Here is a 14,174-nt window from a genome sequence, read left to right on the forward strand (position 1 = left end):
TTACCCCCGATTTCCATATTTCTTTTTCCATAACACGACCAGAGAACCTGCCAGGCCAAACACCAGCAGCACCACCGGGAGCAGCATCAGGCATGACATCAGCTGGTCCTCGTACTTTAAAAATACCGGCGTTTTGCCGAGCATGTAACCCAGAGTTGTCAGGATCAATACCCACAGCAGACCGCTCATCCAGTTGAAAAACTGAAAGCGCGCGTTATTCAGCCCTGATAACCCGGCAATCGTCGGCAGCAGTGTTCTGACAAACGCAATAAAGCGACCAATTAACAGCGCCGATAAACCGTGTTTATGAAAAAGATGGTGTGCGCGTTGATGATAATGCGCGGGTAAATGAGATAGCCAGTTTTGTACGGTGCGGGTATTGCCCAGCCATCGCCCCTGAATATAGCTGACCCAGCAGCCGAGGCTGGCGGCAACGGTCAGCAGCAGAATCGTTTGCGGATAGCCCATCGCGCCTTTCGCAATCAACACGCCGACCAATACCAGTAAACTGTCGCCCGGTAAAAAGGCCGCCGGAAGCAAGCCGTTTTCAAGGAACAAAATTACAAACAAGACAAAATACAACATGCCAATCATCGATGGATTGGCCAGGGTTTCAAAATCCTGCGCCCACAGGGCTTGCAGCAATTGGGTCAAAAGTTCCATTCATTATTCCTGGTGAATCGGTTAACGCCACGCTGGTTTTAAAAGATGCACTACCGCAATGTTATTGCTGTTTTGGTATGTTCTGCGGGTTTGATACATCAACACAGCCTGAACTATTCCCTGTTAAATCGTGAGATAAGAAAGCATTCAAAAACATAAATTCAAATTGAATCTAATTGTAACAAAGGTCAACGTTGTTCGTTATCAAAATTACATGTCCGTGGAGTCTGATTTTGCTGAATGCAGGGGAGGGTGGCGAGAGGATTTACACAGGCTGACACTTTATACTTTTCGCTTACCGACGAGACAAACAGGCGCATTGCAGCGCCTGTCGGACAGGAATTTCATTTACTGCCGCTGGTGGCTGTATCGAGATGCACCACCGGGTTTTCGGCGAATAGATAGCGGTCGGCATTGAACTCGAAGTCGTCGCTGGTTTCGTTAAATAACATGATCTTGGTGTTTTCCAGATGCTGCCACATTGCCAGCTTAGCAGCATGAGGATCTTTGCGAATCAGCGCCTTGAGGATTTGATCGTGGTCATCACACCAGTTATCGACGGTACGGGAATCAATGTGTTCGTGCAGTTTTTTCCAGTACGGGTTATGACTACGCTGGGTCCACATTTTTTCCACGATAGCCGCCAGGGCGGAGTTCTGCGTCGCCAGAGCGACCTGAATGTGGAACTGCAAATCCCACTCGGAATCACGGAAGCATTGTTCGCCGCGCGCCTGTTCCTGAATGGCCATCAGTTTCATGATGTCCTGTTTCGTTACCTGAGTTGCTGCGAACTCGGCAATATTACTTTCGATGAGCTGGCGAGCCTGAAGTAACTCAAACGGACCGTAATTAGCGAATTCCATATTAGTGTCAGCCGCCTGCTGATGGCGCGGCTGGTTGGAAACTACATGAATACCTGAACCTTTACGCACTTCGACATAGCCTTCAACTTCCAGCATGATGATGGCTTCACGAACTACCGTACGGCTGACGTTCTTTTCATCGGCAATAAAGCGTTCTGCAGGCAGTTTATCACCCACCAGATAGACGCCCTGTTCGATGCGCTCTTTCAGGTCAGCGGCAAGTTGTTGATACAAACGGCGTGGTTCAGTGATTTCCATATGCGCTCCAGGCATGATACGGCAGACTATATTTGTTATACCACTTTTGCGAGTTTAGCTCTACTCGCAGTGATGAAAAAGCCGCCTGAGAAGGCGGCTTTGAAGGGAAACTAAAACTTACACGAAACGTTAATGTTGCGGTGCGGGATCGTTATGTGTTTCCTGCGCCACCTCAATCGCCGGTTTGTTCTGCAACACGGTCCAGATAACCAGCGCACCTAACAGGTCGAACACTGCCAGAACTGCGAACAGCGGGCTGAAGCCGATGGTGTCAGCCAGTGCACCGACAACCAGCGCAAACAGCGTACTTGCCAGCCATGCGGACATCCCGGTTAAACCGTTTGCCGTTGCCACTTCGTTACGACCAAACACGTCAGAAGAGAGCGTAATCAGCGCGCCAGACAGTGCCTGGTGGGCAAAACCACCGATACACAGCAGCATAATTGCGACATACGGGTTGGTGAACAGACCGATCATACCCGGGCCAATCATCAGCACAGCACCCAGCGTTACGACCATCTTACGGGAAACGATCAGGTTCACACCAAACCAACGCTGGAACAGCGGCGGCAGGTAACCACCGAGGATACAACCGAGGTCAGCAAACAGCATCGGCATCCAGGCGAACATCGCGATCTCTTTCAGGTTAAAGCCGTAAACTTTAAACATGAACAGCGGGATCCACGCGTTAAAAGTACCCCAGGCCGGTTCTGCCAGGAAACGCGGCAGCGCGATACCCCAGAACTGACGGTTACGCAGGATCTGACCAACGGACATTTTCTTCGCCGTGCTCACCTGGTGCTGGGCTTCCTGACCATTAATAATATAGTCGCGTTCTTCATCGGTCAGATGCTTCTGGTCGCGCGGATGTTTATAGAAAATCAGCCATGCCATCGCCCAGATAAAGCTCAATGCACCGGAGATGATAAATGCCATCTGCCAGCTGTGCATTACGATTGCCCATACCACCAGCGGCGGCGCAATCATCGCACCAATCGAAGAACCTACGTTAAAGTAGCCTACTGCGATGGAACGCTCTTTCGCCGGGAACCATTCGGAGCTGGCTTTCAGACCCGCCGGGATCATCGCTGCTTCCGCGGCACCGACCGCACCACGAGCAACAGCCAGGCCACCCCAGCTACCTGCCAGCGCGGTTGCACCACAGAACACGGCCCACAGCACAGCAAACATTGCATAACCGATTTTCGTACCCAGCACATCCAGTACATAACCTGCTACCGGTTGCATGACCGTATAAGCAGCAGAATAGGCTGCGATGATATAGGAATACTGTTGGGTGGAGATGTTTAACTCTTCCATCAGAGTTGGCGCAGCTGCCGCCACAGTGTTACGCGTCAGGTAACCAAGCACGGTGCCGAGCGTCACCAGTGCGATCATATACCAACGTAACCCTTTAATTTTACGCATGTAAAACCTCATCGTTTTGTTATATCCGCAGGAAGCGCGGCCATCATCCCGCCAGAGGCTGAAGATGTTAGTTACGACCGGGTAACCGAAAAAAAACCGGCACGCCCCGAACGTTGCCATGAAAGTTTCGTGCTAATTCGGCTTCCGTACCGGTTAACCCGATTCATCTAACAAATGAATGAATCGGCAATTTGCATTCCGTCGACTTATGATTTGCGACGGCAGAAAGATAACTTGTCATACAACTTTAAAAGGTGAGAGCCATCACAAATGTGGGAATATTTGTAGGGACATTACCTGACGACAGCAAGGCCAGTACTGGCGCGGCCTGCAGCGAGATTTACCACTTTGAGAGTAATTTTTTTAACTACGTTTATTGATCTAACTCACGAAAATATCTTCGGACTCTGGAAATTGGTGTGATAACTTTGTCAGCATCGCACCATAAGCAAGCTAGCTCACTCGTTGAGAGGAAGACGAAAATGACTCCGTTTATGACTGAAGATTTCCTGTTAGATACCGAATTTGCCCGCCGTCTGTATCACGACTACGCAAAAGACCAGCCGATTTTCGATTACCATTGCCATTTGCCGCCGCAGCAGATTGCGGAAGACTATCGTTTTAAAAACCTATATGACATCTGGCTGAAAGGCGATCACTACAAATGGCGCGCTATGCGTACCAACGGTGTGGCCGAGCGTCTGTGTACCGGTGATGCGTCTGACCGTGAAAAATTTGACGCCTGGGCGGCGACTGTTCCGCACACTATCGGCAACCCGTTATACCACTGGACGCACCTCGAACTGCGTCGTCCGTTTGGTATCACTGGCAAATTGCTTTCTCCGTCAACTGCCGATGAAATCTGGAACGAATGTAACGAACTGCTGGCGCAGGATAACTTCTCCGCGCGCGGCATCATGCAGCAGATGAACGTGAAAATGGTCGGCACCACCGATGACCCGATCGATTCTCTGGAGCATCACGCAGAGATCGCCAAAGACGGCTCTTTCACCATCAAAGTGCTGCCGAGCTGGCGTCCGGACAAAGCCTTCAACATCGAACAGGCGACCTTTAACGACTACATGGCGAAGCTGGGCGAAGTTTCCGATACCGACATTCGCCGCTTTGCTGACCTGCAAACTGCCTTGACCAAACGTCTGGATCACTTCGCCGCTCACGGCTGTAAAGTGTCTGACCATGCGCTGGACGTGGTGATGTTTGCTGAAGCGAACGAAGCGGAACTGGACAGCATTCTGGCGCGCCGTCTGGCTGGCGAAACCCTGAGCGAGCACGAAGTGGCACAGTTCAAAACTGCGGTACTGGTGTTCCTTGGTGCCGAATATGCACGTCGCGGCTGGGTACAGCAGTACCACATTGGCGCGCTGCGTAATAACAACCTGCGTCAGTTCAAACTGCTGGGGCCGGATGTAGGCTTTGACTCCATCAACGACCGTCCGATGGCAGAAGAGTTGTCTAAGCTGCTGAGCAAGCAGAACGAAGAAAACCTGCTGCCGAAAACCATTCTGTACTGCCTGAACCCGCGCGATAACGAAGTGCTGGGCACCATGATCGGTAACTTCCAGGGCGAAGGTATGCCGGGCAAAATGCAGTTCGGTTCCGGCTGGTGGTTTAACGATCAGAAAGACGGTATGGAACGTCAGATGACCCAACTGGCGCAGCTCGGTTTGCTGAGCCGCTTTGTCGGTATGCTGACTGACAGCCGTAGCTTCCTGTCATACACCCGTCACGAATACTTCCGCCGCATTCTGTGCCAGATGATCGGTCGCTGGGTGGAAGCGGGCGAAGCACCGGCGGACATCAACCTGCTGGGCGAGATGGTGAAAAATATTTGCTTTAACAATGCGCGTGACTACTTCGCCATTGAACTGAACTAAGGTCTGGGGTTGATATGCAATACATCAAGATCCATGCGCTGGATAACGTCGCGGTCGCTTTAGCGGATTTGGCTGAAGGCACAGAAGTCAGTGTCGATAACCAAACTGTTAGGCTGCGCCAGGATGTTGCTCGTGGACATAAATTTGCGTTAACGAATATCGCAAAAGGGGCCAACGTCATCAAATATGGCCTGCCGATTGGTTATGCATTGGCGGATATTGCGGCGGGGGAACACGTTCACGCCCACAATACGCGCACGAATCTGAGCGATCTGGATCAGTATCGCTATCAACCTGATTTTCAGGATCTGCCTGCGCAAGCGGCAGATCGTGAAGTGCAGATCTATCGTCGCGCTAACGGCGATGTCGGAGTGCGTAATGAGCTGTGGATCCTGCCAACCGTGGGCTGTGTCAACGGCATCGCGCGGCAGATCCAAAATCGTTTCCTGAAAGAGACCAACAACGCCGAAGGTACTGACGGCGTGTTCCTCTTCAGCCACACCTACGGCTGCTCACAGCTGGGCGACGATCACATCAATACCCGCACCATGCTGCAAAACATGGTGCGCCACCCGAACGCGGGCGCAGTGCTGGTGATTGGTCTGGGCTGTGAAAACAACCAGGTTGCCGCATTCCGTGAAACGCTTGGCGATATCGATCCTGAACGCGTTCATTTCATGATCTGCCAACAGCAGGATGATGAGATCGAAGCCGGAATCGAGCATTTGCATCAGCTGTATAACGTGATGCGCAATGATAAACGCGAGCCAGGCAAACTCAGCGAACTGAAGTTTGGTCTGGAGTGCGGTGGTTCTGACGGTCTTTCTGGTATTACTGCTAACCCGATGCTGGGGCGTTTCTCTGACTACGTGATTGCTAACGGCGGTACTACCGTACTGACCGAAGTGCCGGAGATGTTTGGCGCAGAGCAGTTGCTGATGGACCATTGCCGCGACGAAGCAACGTTTGAAAAACTGGTCACCATGGTCAACGACTTCAAACAGTACTTTATTGCCCATGATCAGCCGATCTATGAAAACCCATCGCCGGGGAACAAAGCGGGCGGTATCACCACGCTGGAAGACAAATCACTTGGCTGTACCCAGAAAGCGGGTTCCAGCGTCGTGGTTGACGTGCTGCGTTACGGCGAGCGTCTGAAAACGCCAGGGCTGAACTTGTTAAGTGCGCCGGGTAACGATGCCGTAGCGACCAGCGCCCTGGCGGGTGCGGGCTGCCATATGGTGCTGTTCAGTACTGGTCGTGGCACGCCATACGGCGGCTTTGTACCGACGGTGAAAATCGCTACCAACAGTGAACTGGCGGCGAAGAAAAAACACTGGATCGACTTTGACGCGGGTCAGCTGATCCACGGCAAAGCGATGCCGCAGTTGCTGGAAGAATTTATCGACACCATCGTTGAGTTTGCCAACGGTAAACAAACCTGCAACGAGCGTAACGACTTCCGCGAACTGGCGATCTTCAAAAGCGGCGTAACGCTATAAAGTCGAAATGAGTTGTTAATAAAAAACGGCGTTTCATAATGTGAAGCGCCGTTTGCTTTTCCATACCTGATAAGGATTTATCATGACCGCGTATTGGCTGGCCCAGGGCGTGGGTGTCATCGCCTTTCTGATTGGTATCACAACATTTTTCAATCGTGACGAACGTCGCTTCAAAAAGCAGCTTTCGGTCTATAGCGCCGTTATTGGCGTACATTTTTTTCTTCTGGGCACCTATCCCGCTGGTGCCAGTGCCATCCTTAATGCCATTCGTACATTGATTACCTTACGCACGCGCAGCTTATGGGTAATGGCGATTTTTATTGTGCTGACTGGCGGAATTGGTCTCGCGAAGTTCCATCATCCTGTCGAACTATTGCCGGTTATCGGCACGATTGTCAGTACCTGGGCGCTGTTCCGCTGTAAAGGGCTGACCATGCGCTGCGTAATGTGGTTTTCAACGTGTTGCTGGGTGATTCACAACTTCTGGGCGGGGTCGATAGGCGGCACGATGATTGAGGGTAGTTTTCTGCTTATGAATGGCCTGAATATCATCCGTTTCTGGCGGATGCAGAAAAGGGGAATTGATCCGTTTAAAGTAGAGAAAACCCCTCCCGCCATAGACGAAAGGGGTTAAGCAATTAATTACGCAGGGCGCTATTTGCCAGACGACCGTCTTCTGCCTGGCAAGCTGCCGCAGTGAACAGCACGTCAGTTGAAGAGTTCAGCGCGGTTTCGCAAGAGTCCTGCAATACGCCGATGATAAAGCCGACGGCGACCACCTGCATGGCGATATCGTTCGAAATACCGAACATATTACAGGCCAGTGGGATCAGCAGCAGAGACCCCCCTGCCACGCCGGATGCGCCACAGGCACACAGAGAAGCCACTACGCTCAACAGCAGCGCTGTGGGCAGATCGACCGGAATACCCAGCGTATTAACCGCAGCCAGCGTCAACACGGTAATGGTGATTGCTGCGCCCGCCATATTGATGGTGGCACCCAGCGGAATAGAAACGGAATAGGTATCGCGATCCAGATTCAGCTTTTCACACAGCGCCATATTCACCGGAATGTTAGCTGCAGAGCTGCGGGTGAAGAAGGCATACACGCCGCTTTCGCGCAGGCACAGCAGCACCAGCGGGAACGGGTTACGACGAATTTTCCACCACACCAGCAATGGGTTAACCACCAGCGCCACCAGTAACATACAGCCAACCAGCACGACCAGCAGTTGCGCGTAGCCCCACAGTGTGGAGAAACCGGTGGTTGCCAGGGTAGAAGAAACCAGCCCAAAAATACCGATCGGTGCGAAGCGAATGACCAGTTTCACCATAAAGGTGACGGCATTCGACATATCGTTGACCAGGTTTTTGGTGGTCTCGTTACCGTGACGCAGTGCGAAGCCGAGGCCAATTGCCCACACCAGAATCCCGATGTAGTTACCTTTCAGCAGCGCGTCGATGGGGTTGGAAACCATGCTCATTACCAGCCCGCGCATCACTTCGACAATGCCTGACGGCGGCGAAATATCACCCGCGCTACTGGATAAATGCAGGGTAGAAGGGAAGGCAAAGCTGAAGACTACTGCGGCCAGAGCAGCAGAGAAGGTGCCCAGTAGATAGAGGAACAAAATAGGGCGGATATTGGTTTTCTGCCCGTGCTGGTGGTTAGCAATAGATGCCATCACCAGCATCAACACCAGGATGGGGGCAACGGCTTTCAGTGCGCCGACGAACAAAGTACCTAACAGACCAACAGCTTCCGCCGCGGGTTTTGAGATCCATGCCAGAAGAATCCCCAGAACAAGGCCGACCAGGATTTGTTTTACCAGGCTGCCATGAGCCAGACGCCGGAATAGCCCCGGTGAACGTTGCGTAGTCATTTTTCGATCCTTTCATTGTGTTGTCGCACATCCCTGGTGCGTTCTGTCGACGCATCTTTCAGGATGTAACAAAGTGTTTGCAAGGTCGAGTATAAGGAAAGTTACAGCTTCGGGAAGCGAAAAATGCTGGATTTTAAAGAGAGGTCATGTTTTGCAACTTAATTGTTACATTTGTTTGACATAAACAGAGGGAAGGACTGGCTACTAAGGCTGATTAGATAACATATGGGCAAAACTATTTGGAATATGAGAACGGTTGCGCTCCTTTAATGTGCTATGCCATATAAAGTCACTGGCGCAGGGAGCGCGCAGGGGGCGGCCAATCGCCGCCGCCCCCTGCACCCCCAGGCCCTGGCGAAAAAAATCGCCGCTGCGCGATTCCCTCAGCTTATCCCTTGCGGCTACCGGGTCGGGCGCAAGGGAACGTCCCTGTAAGATGCGCCCTCGCCGCGCATCCATGCGCGTCGCCCCGGCCTCCAGGGAACGCTTCGGCGATTTTGACGCCACCAACACCCGTGCGGTCTTTTTGTAAAGAGCTACAAGCCGATTACATAATTAATAGCTCACCTTTGTCTGGAATGAGTTATCTCTAGGAATGGCTTAATATACAGCGAATCATTCTCCCCGCTGCTTATCATGCCGATAATTCACCCAGGCGTTGATAATAAACGTCATCACCAGAATGCCAAACACCACGCCCAGCGAGACGGCGATTGGAATATGGTAGAAGTCGACAATCAGCATCTTGATACCGATAAACACCAGAATCACCGCCAGGCCATATTTGAGCATCGAGAAACGCTCTGCTACGCCCGCCAGCAGGAAATACATCGCACGCAGGCCGAGGATCGCAAACAGGTTTGAGGTCAGCACAATGAACGGGTCAGTGGTCACGGCGAAGATAGCCGGAATGCTATCCACGGCGAAAATCACGTCGCTCAATTCCACCAGAATCAGTACCAGCATCAGCGGTGTGGCGTACAGCAATCCATTCTTACGCACAAAGAAATGCTCGTTGTCGATGGTGTCGGTCATGCGCAAATGACCGCGTAGCCAGCGCACCAGCGGCTTGTCGCCAATGCCTGATTCATCTTCATGGGCGAGCGCCATCTTCACGCCGGTAAACAGCAGGAAGGCACCGAAGATATACAGGATCCAGTCGAACTGCGAAATTAGCCAGCTGCCAGTGAAGATCATGATGGTACGCAGAACAATCGCCCCGAGCACGCCATACACCAGCACGCGGCGTTGTAATGCCGCCGGAACAGAGAAATAGCTGAACAACATCAGCCAGACAAAGACGTTATCGACCGCCAGCGATTTCTCAATCAGATAACCTGTGAGAAAGGCCAGTGCCTGTGGATCGGCAACGGCGCGACCTTCGGTTTGCACCAGATACCACCAGAAAGCGGCGTTAAACAGTAACGACAGCGTCACCCAGACCAGCGACCAGGCCGCAGCCTGTTTCATGGTCATGGCATGTGCCCCACGACGCCCCTGCAACAACAGGTCGATAGCCAGCATAATGGCGACAACAACAGCGAATCCGCCCCATAGCAACGGCGTGCCGACAGTATTCATAGAAGTTCCTTACACATAAAAAAACGGCCAACGTCGGAAGACGTCAGCCGCTGCTTTTTATGCATAGACCTCGCCTTCCGGCAAGGTCTCACTTACAACAAAAAAGGAATACGTCTGCGTATTCCTTTCGGGTTGCCCGGTGACCGGATGTGGTTTTTCACACATCGTAATGACGATCGACCGGCAATGAAGTTACTCCCCTTTGCAGGTAACAAAGTATGACAGACCATTCAGCCAGTCAATGGTCTGTTACATACCTTTTACACTGTTTTACTTTGGCAATTATAGTTTTACGCTATCTGCCGGAAAAATCACCCCAGTCTGGCGGCGGATCTCGGTCAGCAGTTTGGCGGTGATGCGACTGACCGCCAGCCCTGGATGATCCACCAGATGCTCATCCACCAGGGTAGCGAACAGCTCTGCTTCGTAGAGCATGGTATTAATATGCTGCGGCTGGGTGAGATCCTGCATTTGGCTGCCACGCGGCACGAAGCACACTTTCTGGCATTCAGACAGTTTTTCAATCACCAGCGATCCTGCTTCGCCCTGAATCTCGCTCGCCAGGACAGAATCACTGACTTTTGAGTGCTGCAAGGTGACGCTGAAATCACCGTAATCCATCACCACCACGCCCTGGGCGTCAACGCCGCTTGCCAGCAAACTGGCGGTTGCCTGCACGCTTTTCGGCTCACCAAATAACGCCACCGCCGACGCCAGACAGTAAAAACCGATATCCATAATTGAACCGTTAGAGAATGCCGGATTAAAGGTGTTGGGATTCTCACCATCCAGGTAACGTTGATACCGCGAGGAATACTGGCAATAGTTGAAAAAGACTTTCCGCAGTTTGCCGACTTTCGGCAGCGCCTGGCGCAACAAATGAAAGTTCGGCAGGCAGGCGGTTTTAAATGCCTCAAACAGCACCACCTGATTTTCCCGCGCACAGGCAATGGCGGCATCCACTTCCGCCAGATTCGACGCCAGCGGTTTCTCGCAAATCACATTAATTTTATGGCTAAGGAAAAGTTGTGTCTGGGAAAAATGCAGGGAATTCGGGCTGGCAATATACACCGCGTCAATGGCATCGCTTTCCGCCATCGCTTCCAGCGAGGTAAACAGATGCTCGACAGAAAAATCATTGGCGAAGTGCTGGGCCTGTTCAAGGCTGCGGGAATATACGGCGGTTAACTTGTATTTACCGCTCTCATGGGCGGCCTCGACGAACTGGCGAGTGATCCAGTTCGTACCAATCACAGCGAAACGTATCATAACGCGTGGATACTCCATAAAGGGATTCTGTCGTCAATGTAGCACGCCTTTTTCATCTTCGACGTGCGCAGATACGCATTATTTCTGCGCCGGACAGCCATGCTCACTAAACGGCCCAATCATGACCGAAGGCCCGAGATATTTCGGCTGGCGATGGAGGATTTTGGCGTCAATCACGGCGCTGACACGAGCGAGTTTCTCCCGCAGTTGAGTATAAAAACCGTGCTTCATATTGAGGTCTGGCGCGTTAAAACCGATAGCGTCGATGCCGTACTGTTTTGCCAGCCAGATGGCGCGTTGATTATGAAATTCTTGCGAGATAATGGTGATATGGTTTTCACCAAAAACCTTTTTGGCACGCACTACCGAATCCAGCGTTGAGAATCCGGCATAGTCGCAGAAGATCACTTTTGCTGGTACGCCTTTAGCGATCAAAGCCTGCTGCATACCTGATGCTTCATCGTAATTTTTACGTCCGTTATCGCCACTTACCAGCAGCCATTTCACTTTTCCGGCGTGGTACAACGCTGCTGCGGTATCAATACGTCGGGTAAAGTAGCGATTACCCGGCCTCGCCCCCAGCAATAAACCCACGTTACGCGCCGGAACGGCGTTGACATCGCTCCAGGTCAGCTGTTTGCTGGCGTTGACCATTACGCGATCGGCGATAAGGATGGTCGCTCCTGCCACAAGTAACAGTAAGCAGGCAATCTTTAGAGTCCGGCGAGAAAAACAAATACGGAGAAGAAGGCGGGCAAATGCGCGCAGCATGGTCGTTATCCTTAACGAAAGGGGGGAGGTCGATTTTAGGCGCTAAAGAAAGAAAAGATAACGCCTGACATCATTTTCAGATTTTGTCCTGCCCAAGCGACAACTGCGTTAGCCACAGTCGGGTGTCGAACTCAAGCTGGTGGTACTGGGGTTCCATATGACAACACAACTGGTAAAACGCTTTGTTATGCTCTTTCTCCTTCAGGTGCGCCAGCTCGTGCACCACGATCATGCGCAAAAACGGTTCCGGCGCGTTGCGAAACACGGTAGCGACGCGGATCTCCACCTTTGCTTTCAGCTTGCCGCCCTGCACACGAGAAACAGCGGTATGTAACCCGAGCGCGTTTTTTAGCACATGGATCTTATTGTCATACATCACTTTATTGATCGGCGGGGCATTACGCAGAAACTGATTTTTCAGATCCTGAGTATATTGCCAGAGGGCTTTATCGGTGGCGTAGTCGTGTGTTCCCGGATAGCGTTTTGCCAGCACATCGCCCAGACGCTGTTCGTTAATCAGTGTTCGCACCTGGGAAAGTAGCTGCTCGGGATAACCCTGAAGATAAGTAAGATTGCTCATAACCGCCCACGAAAAAGAGAAAAAGGGTATACTCACGCACCCTTTTCAGGGGCAATGTCGAAATTTTATCATTCAGGAGGGCCGATGAGCCACTTAGACAACGGTTTCCGTTCACTGACACTACAACGTTTTCCGGCGACGGATGACGTTAACCCGCTACAGGCGTGGGAAGCGGCGGATGAATATTTGCTGCAACAGTTGGACGACACAGAAATCCGCGGCCCGGTGTTGATCCTGAATGATGCCTTTGGTGCGTTAAGCTGCGCGCTGGCGGAACATAAGCCGTACAGCATTGGCGACTCATACATCAGTGAACTGGCGACGCGCGAGAATTTACGCCTCAACGGGATTGATGAGTCGAGCGTGAAGTTTCTCGACAGCACCGCCGACTACCCGCAACAGCCGGGTGTGGTGCTGATCAAAGTGCCGAAAACACTGGCATTGCTGGAACAGCAACTGCGTGCGCTGCGCAAAGTGGTCACGTCGGATACACGTATTATTGCCGGTGCCAAGGCCCGTGACATTCACACTTCCACGCTGGAACTGTTCGAAAAAGTGCTCGGCCCAACCACCACCACGCTGGCATGGAAAAAAGCGCGCCTGATTAATTGCACTTTCAATGAACCGCAGCTGGCCGATGCGCCGCAGACCGTTAGCTGGAAGCTGGAAGGTACTGACTGGACTATCCACAACCATGCGAATGTCTTCTCCCGCACCGGGCTTGATATCGGCGCGCGCTTCTTTATGCAACATCTGCCAGAGAATCTCGAAGGGGAGATTGTCGATCTCGGTTGCGGTAATGGCGTTATTGGTCTGACGCTGCTTGATAAAAACCCGCAGGCGAAAGTGGTGTTTGTCGATGAATCGCCGATGGCGGTTGCTTCCAGCCGTTTGAACGTTGAAACCAACATGCCAGAGGCGTTGGATCGCTGCGAGTTTATGATCAACAACGCGCTCTCCGGCGTGGAGCCTTTCCGCTTTAATGCTGTGCTCTGCAACCCGCCGTTTCACCAACAACATGCGCTGACCGATAACGTCGCCTGGGAGATGTTCCACCACGCCCGCCGCTGCCTGAAAATCAACGGCGAGCTGTATATCGTTGCCAACCGTCACCTGGATTACTTCCATAAACTGAAGAAGATTTTCGGCAACTGCACCACTATTGCGACGAATAATAAATTTGTGGTACTGAAAGCGGTGAAGCTGGGACGTCGTCGGTAAGATTGGGAGTTACCTGCCGGATGCGGCGTAAACGCCTTATCCGGCCTACGTTCAGCACGTTACTCCAGGCCGGATAAGACGCGGCAAGCGTCGCATCCGGCAATGTCTGCCCAGTTCTGGAATCGCGCTTCCATAAAACAAAAAATCCCTGTCACCATCGTCTACATTCTCTTGTTTAGCGTTTTTCTACGTTTATTCTTCCGTCACACAGATAAATTCATCCGTTGCCAATCTGGCAACGGATGTTATCATATTGCCAA

At 52.0% G+C, this 14,174-nt stretch carries 13 protein-coding genes; 4 read left to right on the forward strand and 9 right to left on the reverse strand.

All coding sequences use genetic code 11. From position 1 onward, the window contains the following. The 4 genes from yqjA to exuT form a co-directional block, all read right to left on the reverse strand. Positions 1 to 663, reverse strand: coding sequence for a DedA family general envelope maintenance protein YqjA (yqjA, locus tag K0778_RS15410; protein ID WP_000422149.1), 663 nt, complete (start codon positions 661 to 663; stop codon positions 1 to 3). Between the two features lie 21 nt (positions 664 to 684). Continuing rightward, entirely contained in the window at positions 685 to 768 is an 84-nt protein-coding gene (yqiM, locus tag K0778_RS15415) for a protein YqiM (RefSeq protein ID WP_211180508.1), read from the reverse strand. A 239-nt stretch (positions 769 to 1,007) separates the two neighbouring features. Continuing rightward, positions 1,008 to 1,784, reverse strand: a complete 777-nt coding sequence (exuR, locus tag K0778_RS15420; protein ID WP_000406493.1) for a transcriptional regulator ExuR — start codon at positions 1,782 to 1,784, stop codon at positions 1,008 to 1,010. A gap of 129 nt (positions 1,785 to 1,913) precedes the next feature. After that, a complete protein-coding gene (gene exuT, locus K0778_RS15425) occupies positions 1,914 to 3,212 on the reverse strand; it encodes a hexuronate transporter ExuT (RefSeq protein WP_001226465.1) in 1,299 nt (432 codons plus the stop codon). 482 nt (positions 3,213 to 3,694) lie between these two features. Here exuT and uxaC point away from each other — a divergent pair, with 482 nt between their 5' ends. The 3 genes from uxaC to K0778_RS15440 all read left to right on the forward strand — a co-directional run bounded on the left by uxaC (position 3,695) and on the right by K0778_RS15440 (position 7,243). Beyond that, positions 3,695 to 5,107, forward strand: coding sequence for a glucuronate isomerase (uxaC, locus tag K0778_RS15430; RefSeq protein ID WP_000187442.1), 1,413 nt, complete (start codon positions 3,695 to 3,697; stop codon positions 5,105 to 5,107). Between the two features lie 14 nt (positions 5,108 to 5,121). After that, a complete protein-coding gene (gene uxaA / locus K0778_RS15435) occupies positions 5,122 to 6,609 on the forward strand; it encodes an altronate dehydratase (RefSeq protein ID WP_001199352.1) in 1,488 nt (495 codons plus the stop codon). Between the two features lie 82 nt (positions 6,610 to 6,691). Then, positions 6,692 to 7,243 (forward strand): YgjV family protein, encoded by a 552-nt coding sequence (locus tag K0778_RS15440; RefSeq protein ID WP_000128136.1) that lies wholly within the window; start codon positions 6,692 to 6,694, stop codon positions 7,241 to 7,243. Positions 7,244 to 7,247: 4 nt separating this feature from the next. Here K0778_RS15440 and sstT read toward each other — a convergent pair whose 3' ends face one another. The 5 genes from sstT to K0778_RS15465 form a co-directional block, all read right to left on the reverse strand. Beyond that, complete coding sequence (sstT, locus tag K0778_RS15445; RefSeq protein ID WP_000211656.1) at positions 7,248 to 8,492, reverse strand: serine/threonine transporter SstT; 1,245 nt, start codon at positions 8,490 to 8,492, stop codon at positions 7,248 to 7,250. Between the two features lie 615 nt (positions 8,493 to 9,107). Next, the gene (alx, locus tag K0778_RS15450) at positions 9,108 to 10,073 is read right to left on the reverse strand and encodes a TerC family membrane protein Alx (RefSeq protein WP_001098805.1); all 966 of its coding nucleotides are present in this window, start codon (positions 10,071 to 10,073) and stop codon (positions 9,108 to 9,110) included. A gap of 282 nt (positions 10,074 to 10,355) precedes the next feature. Then, positions 10,356 to 11,342 carry a Gfo/Idh/MocA family protein gene (locus tag K0778_RS15455; protein WP_000617698.1) on the reverse strand — a complete coding sequence of 329 codons (987 nt, stop codon included), beginning with the start codon at positions 11,340 to 11,342 and terminating at the stop codon, positions 10,356 to 10,358. A gap of 78 nt (positions 11,343 to 11,420) precedes the next feature. Continuing rightward, the gene (locus K0778_RS15460) at positions 11,421 to 12,113 is read right to left on the reverse strand and encodes a vancomycin high temperature exclusion protein (protein ID WP_000942548.1); all 693 of its coding nucleotides are present in this window, start codon (positions 12,111 to 12,113) and stop codon (positions 11,421 to 11,423) included. Between the two features lie 76 nt (positions 12,114 to 12,189). Further along, positions 12,190 to 12,693 carry a M48 family metallopeptidase gene (locus tag K0778_RS15465; protein WP_001300832.1) on the reverse strand — a complete coding sequence of 168 codons (504 nt, stop codon included), beginning with the start codon at positions 12,691 to 12,693 and terminating at the stop codon, positions 12,190 to 12,192. 84 nt (positions 12,694 to 12,777) lie between these two features. Between K0778_RS15465 and rlmG the strand changes: the two genes are divergently transcribed. After that, positions 12,778 to 13,914 carry a 23S rRNA (guanine(1835)-N(2))-methyltransferase RlmG gene (gene rlmG / locus K0778_RS15470; protein WP_000018695.1) on the forward strand — a complete coding sequence of 379 codons (1,137 nt, stop codon included), beginning with the start codon at positions 12,778 to 12,780 and terminating at the stop codon, positions 13,912 to 13,914. Positions 13,915 to 14,174 lie beyond the last annotated feature (260 nt).

Origin of the sequence: Escherichia sp. XD33 (genome assembly GCF_019375075.1) — a bacterium.
Lineage (GTDB): Bacteria > Pseudomonadota > Gammaproteobacteria > Enterobacterales > Enterobacteriaceae > Enterobacter > Enterobacter flexneri_A.

Coding starts and splice junctions, on each gene's coding strand:
- uxaC (WP_000187442.1), top strand. CDS start 3,695: ATGACTCCGTTTATGACTGAAGATTTCCTGTTAGATACCGAATTTGCC.
- uxaA (WP_001199352.1), top strand. CDS start 5,122: ATGCAATACATCAAGATCCATGCGCTGGATAACGTCGCGGTCGCTTTA.
- sstT (WP_000211656.1), bottom strand. CDS start 8,492: ATGACTACGCAACGTTCACCGGGGCTATTCCGGCGTCTGGCTCATGGC.
- K0778_RS15465 (WP_001300832.1), bottom strand. CDS start 12,693: ATGAGCAATCTTACTTATCTTCAGGGTTATCCCGAGCAGCTACTTTCC.
- rlmG (WP_000018695.1), top strand. CDS start 12,778: ATGAGCCACTTAGACAACGGTTTCCGTTCACTGACACTACAACGTTTT.
- exuT (WP_001226465.1), bottom strand. CDS start 3,212: ATGCGTAAAATTAAAGGGTTACGTTGGTATATGATCGCACTGGTGACG.
- K0778_RS15460 (WP_000942548.1), bottom strand. CDS start 12,113: ATGCTGCGCGCATTTGCCCGCCTTCTTCTCCGTATTTGTTTTTCTCGC.
- yqjA (WP_000422149.1), bottom strand. CDS start 663: ATGGAACTTTTGACCCAATTGCTGCAAGCCCTGTGGGCGCAGGATTTT.
- exuR (WP_000406493.1), bottom strand. CDS start 1,784: ATGGAAATCACTGAACCACGCCGTTTGTATCAACAACTTGCCGCTGAC.
- alx (WP_001098805.1), bottom strand. CDS start 10,073: ATGAATACTGTCGGCACGCCGTTGCTATGGGGCGGATTCGCTGTTGTT.
- K0778_RS15455 (WP_000617698.1), bottom strand. CDS start 11,342: ATGATACGTTTCGCTGTGATTGGTACGAACTGGATCACTCGCCAGTTC.
- K0778_RS15440 (WP_000128136.1), top strand. CDS start 6,692: ATGACCGCGTATTGGCTGGCCCAGGGCGTGGGTGTCATCGCCTTTCTG.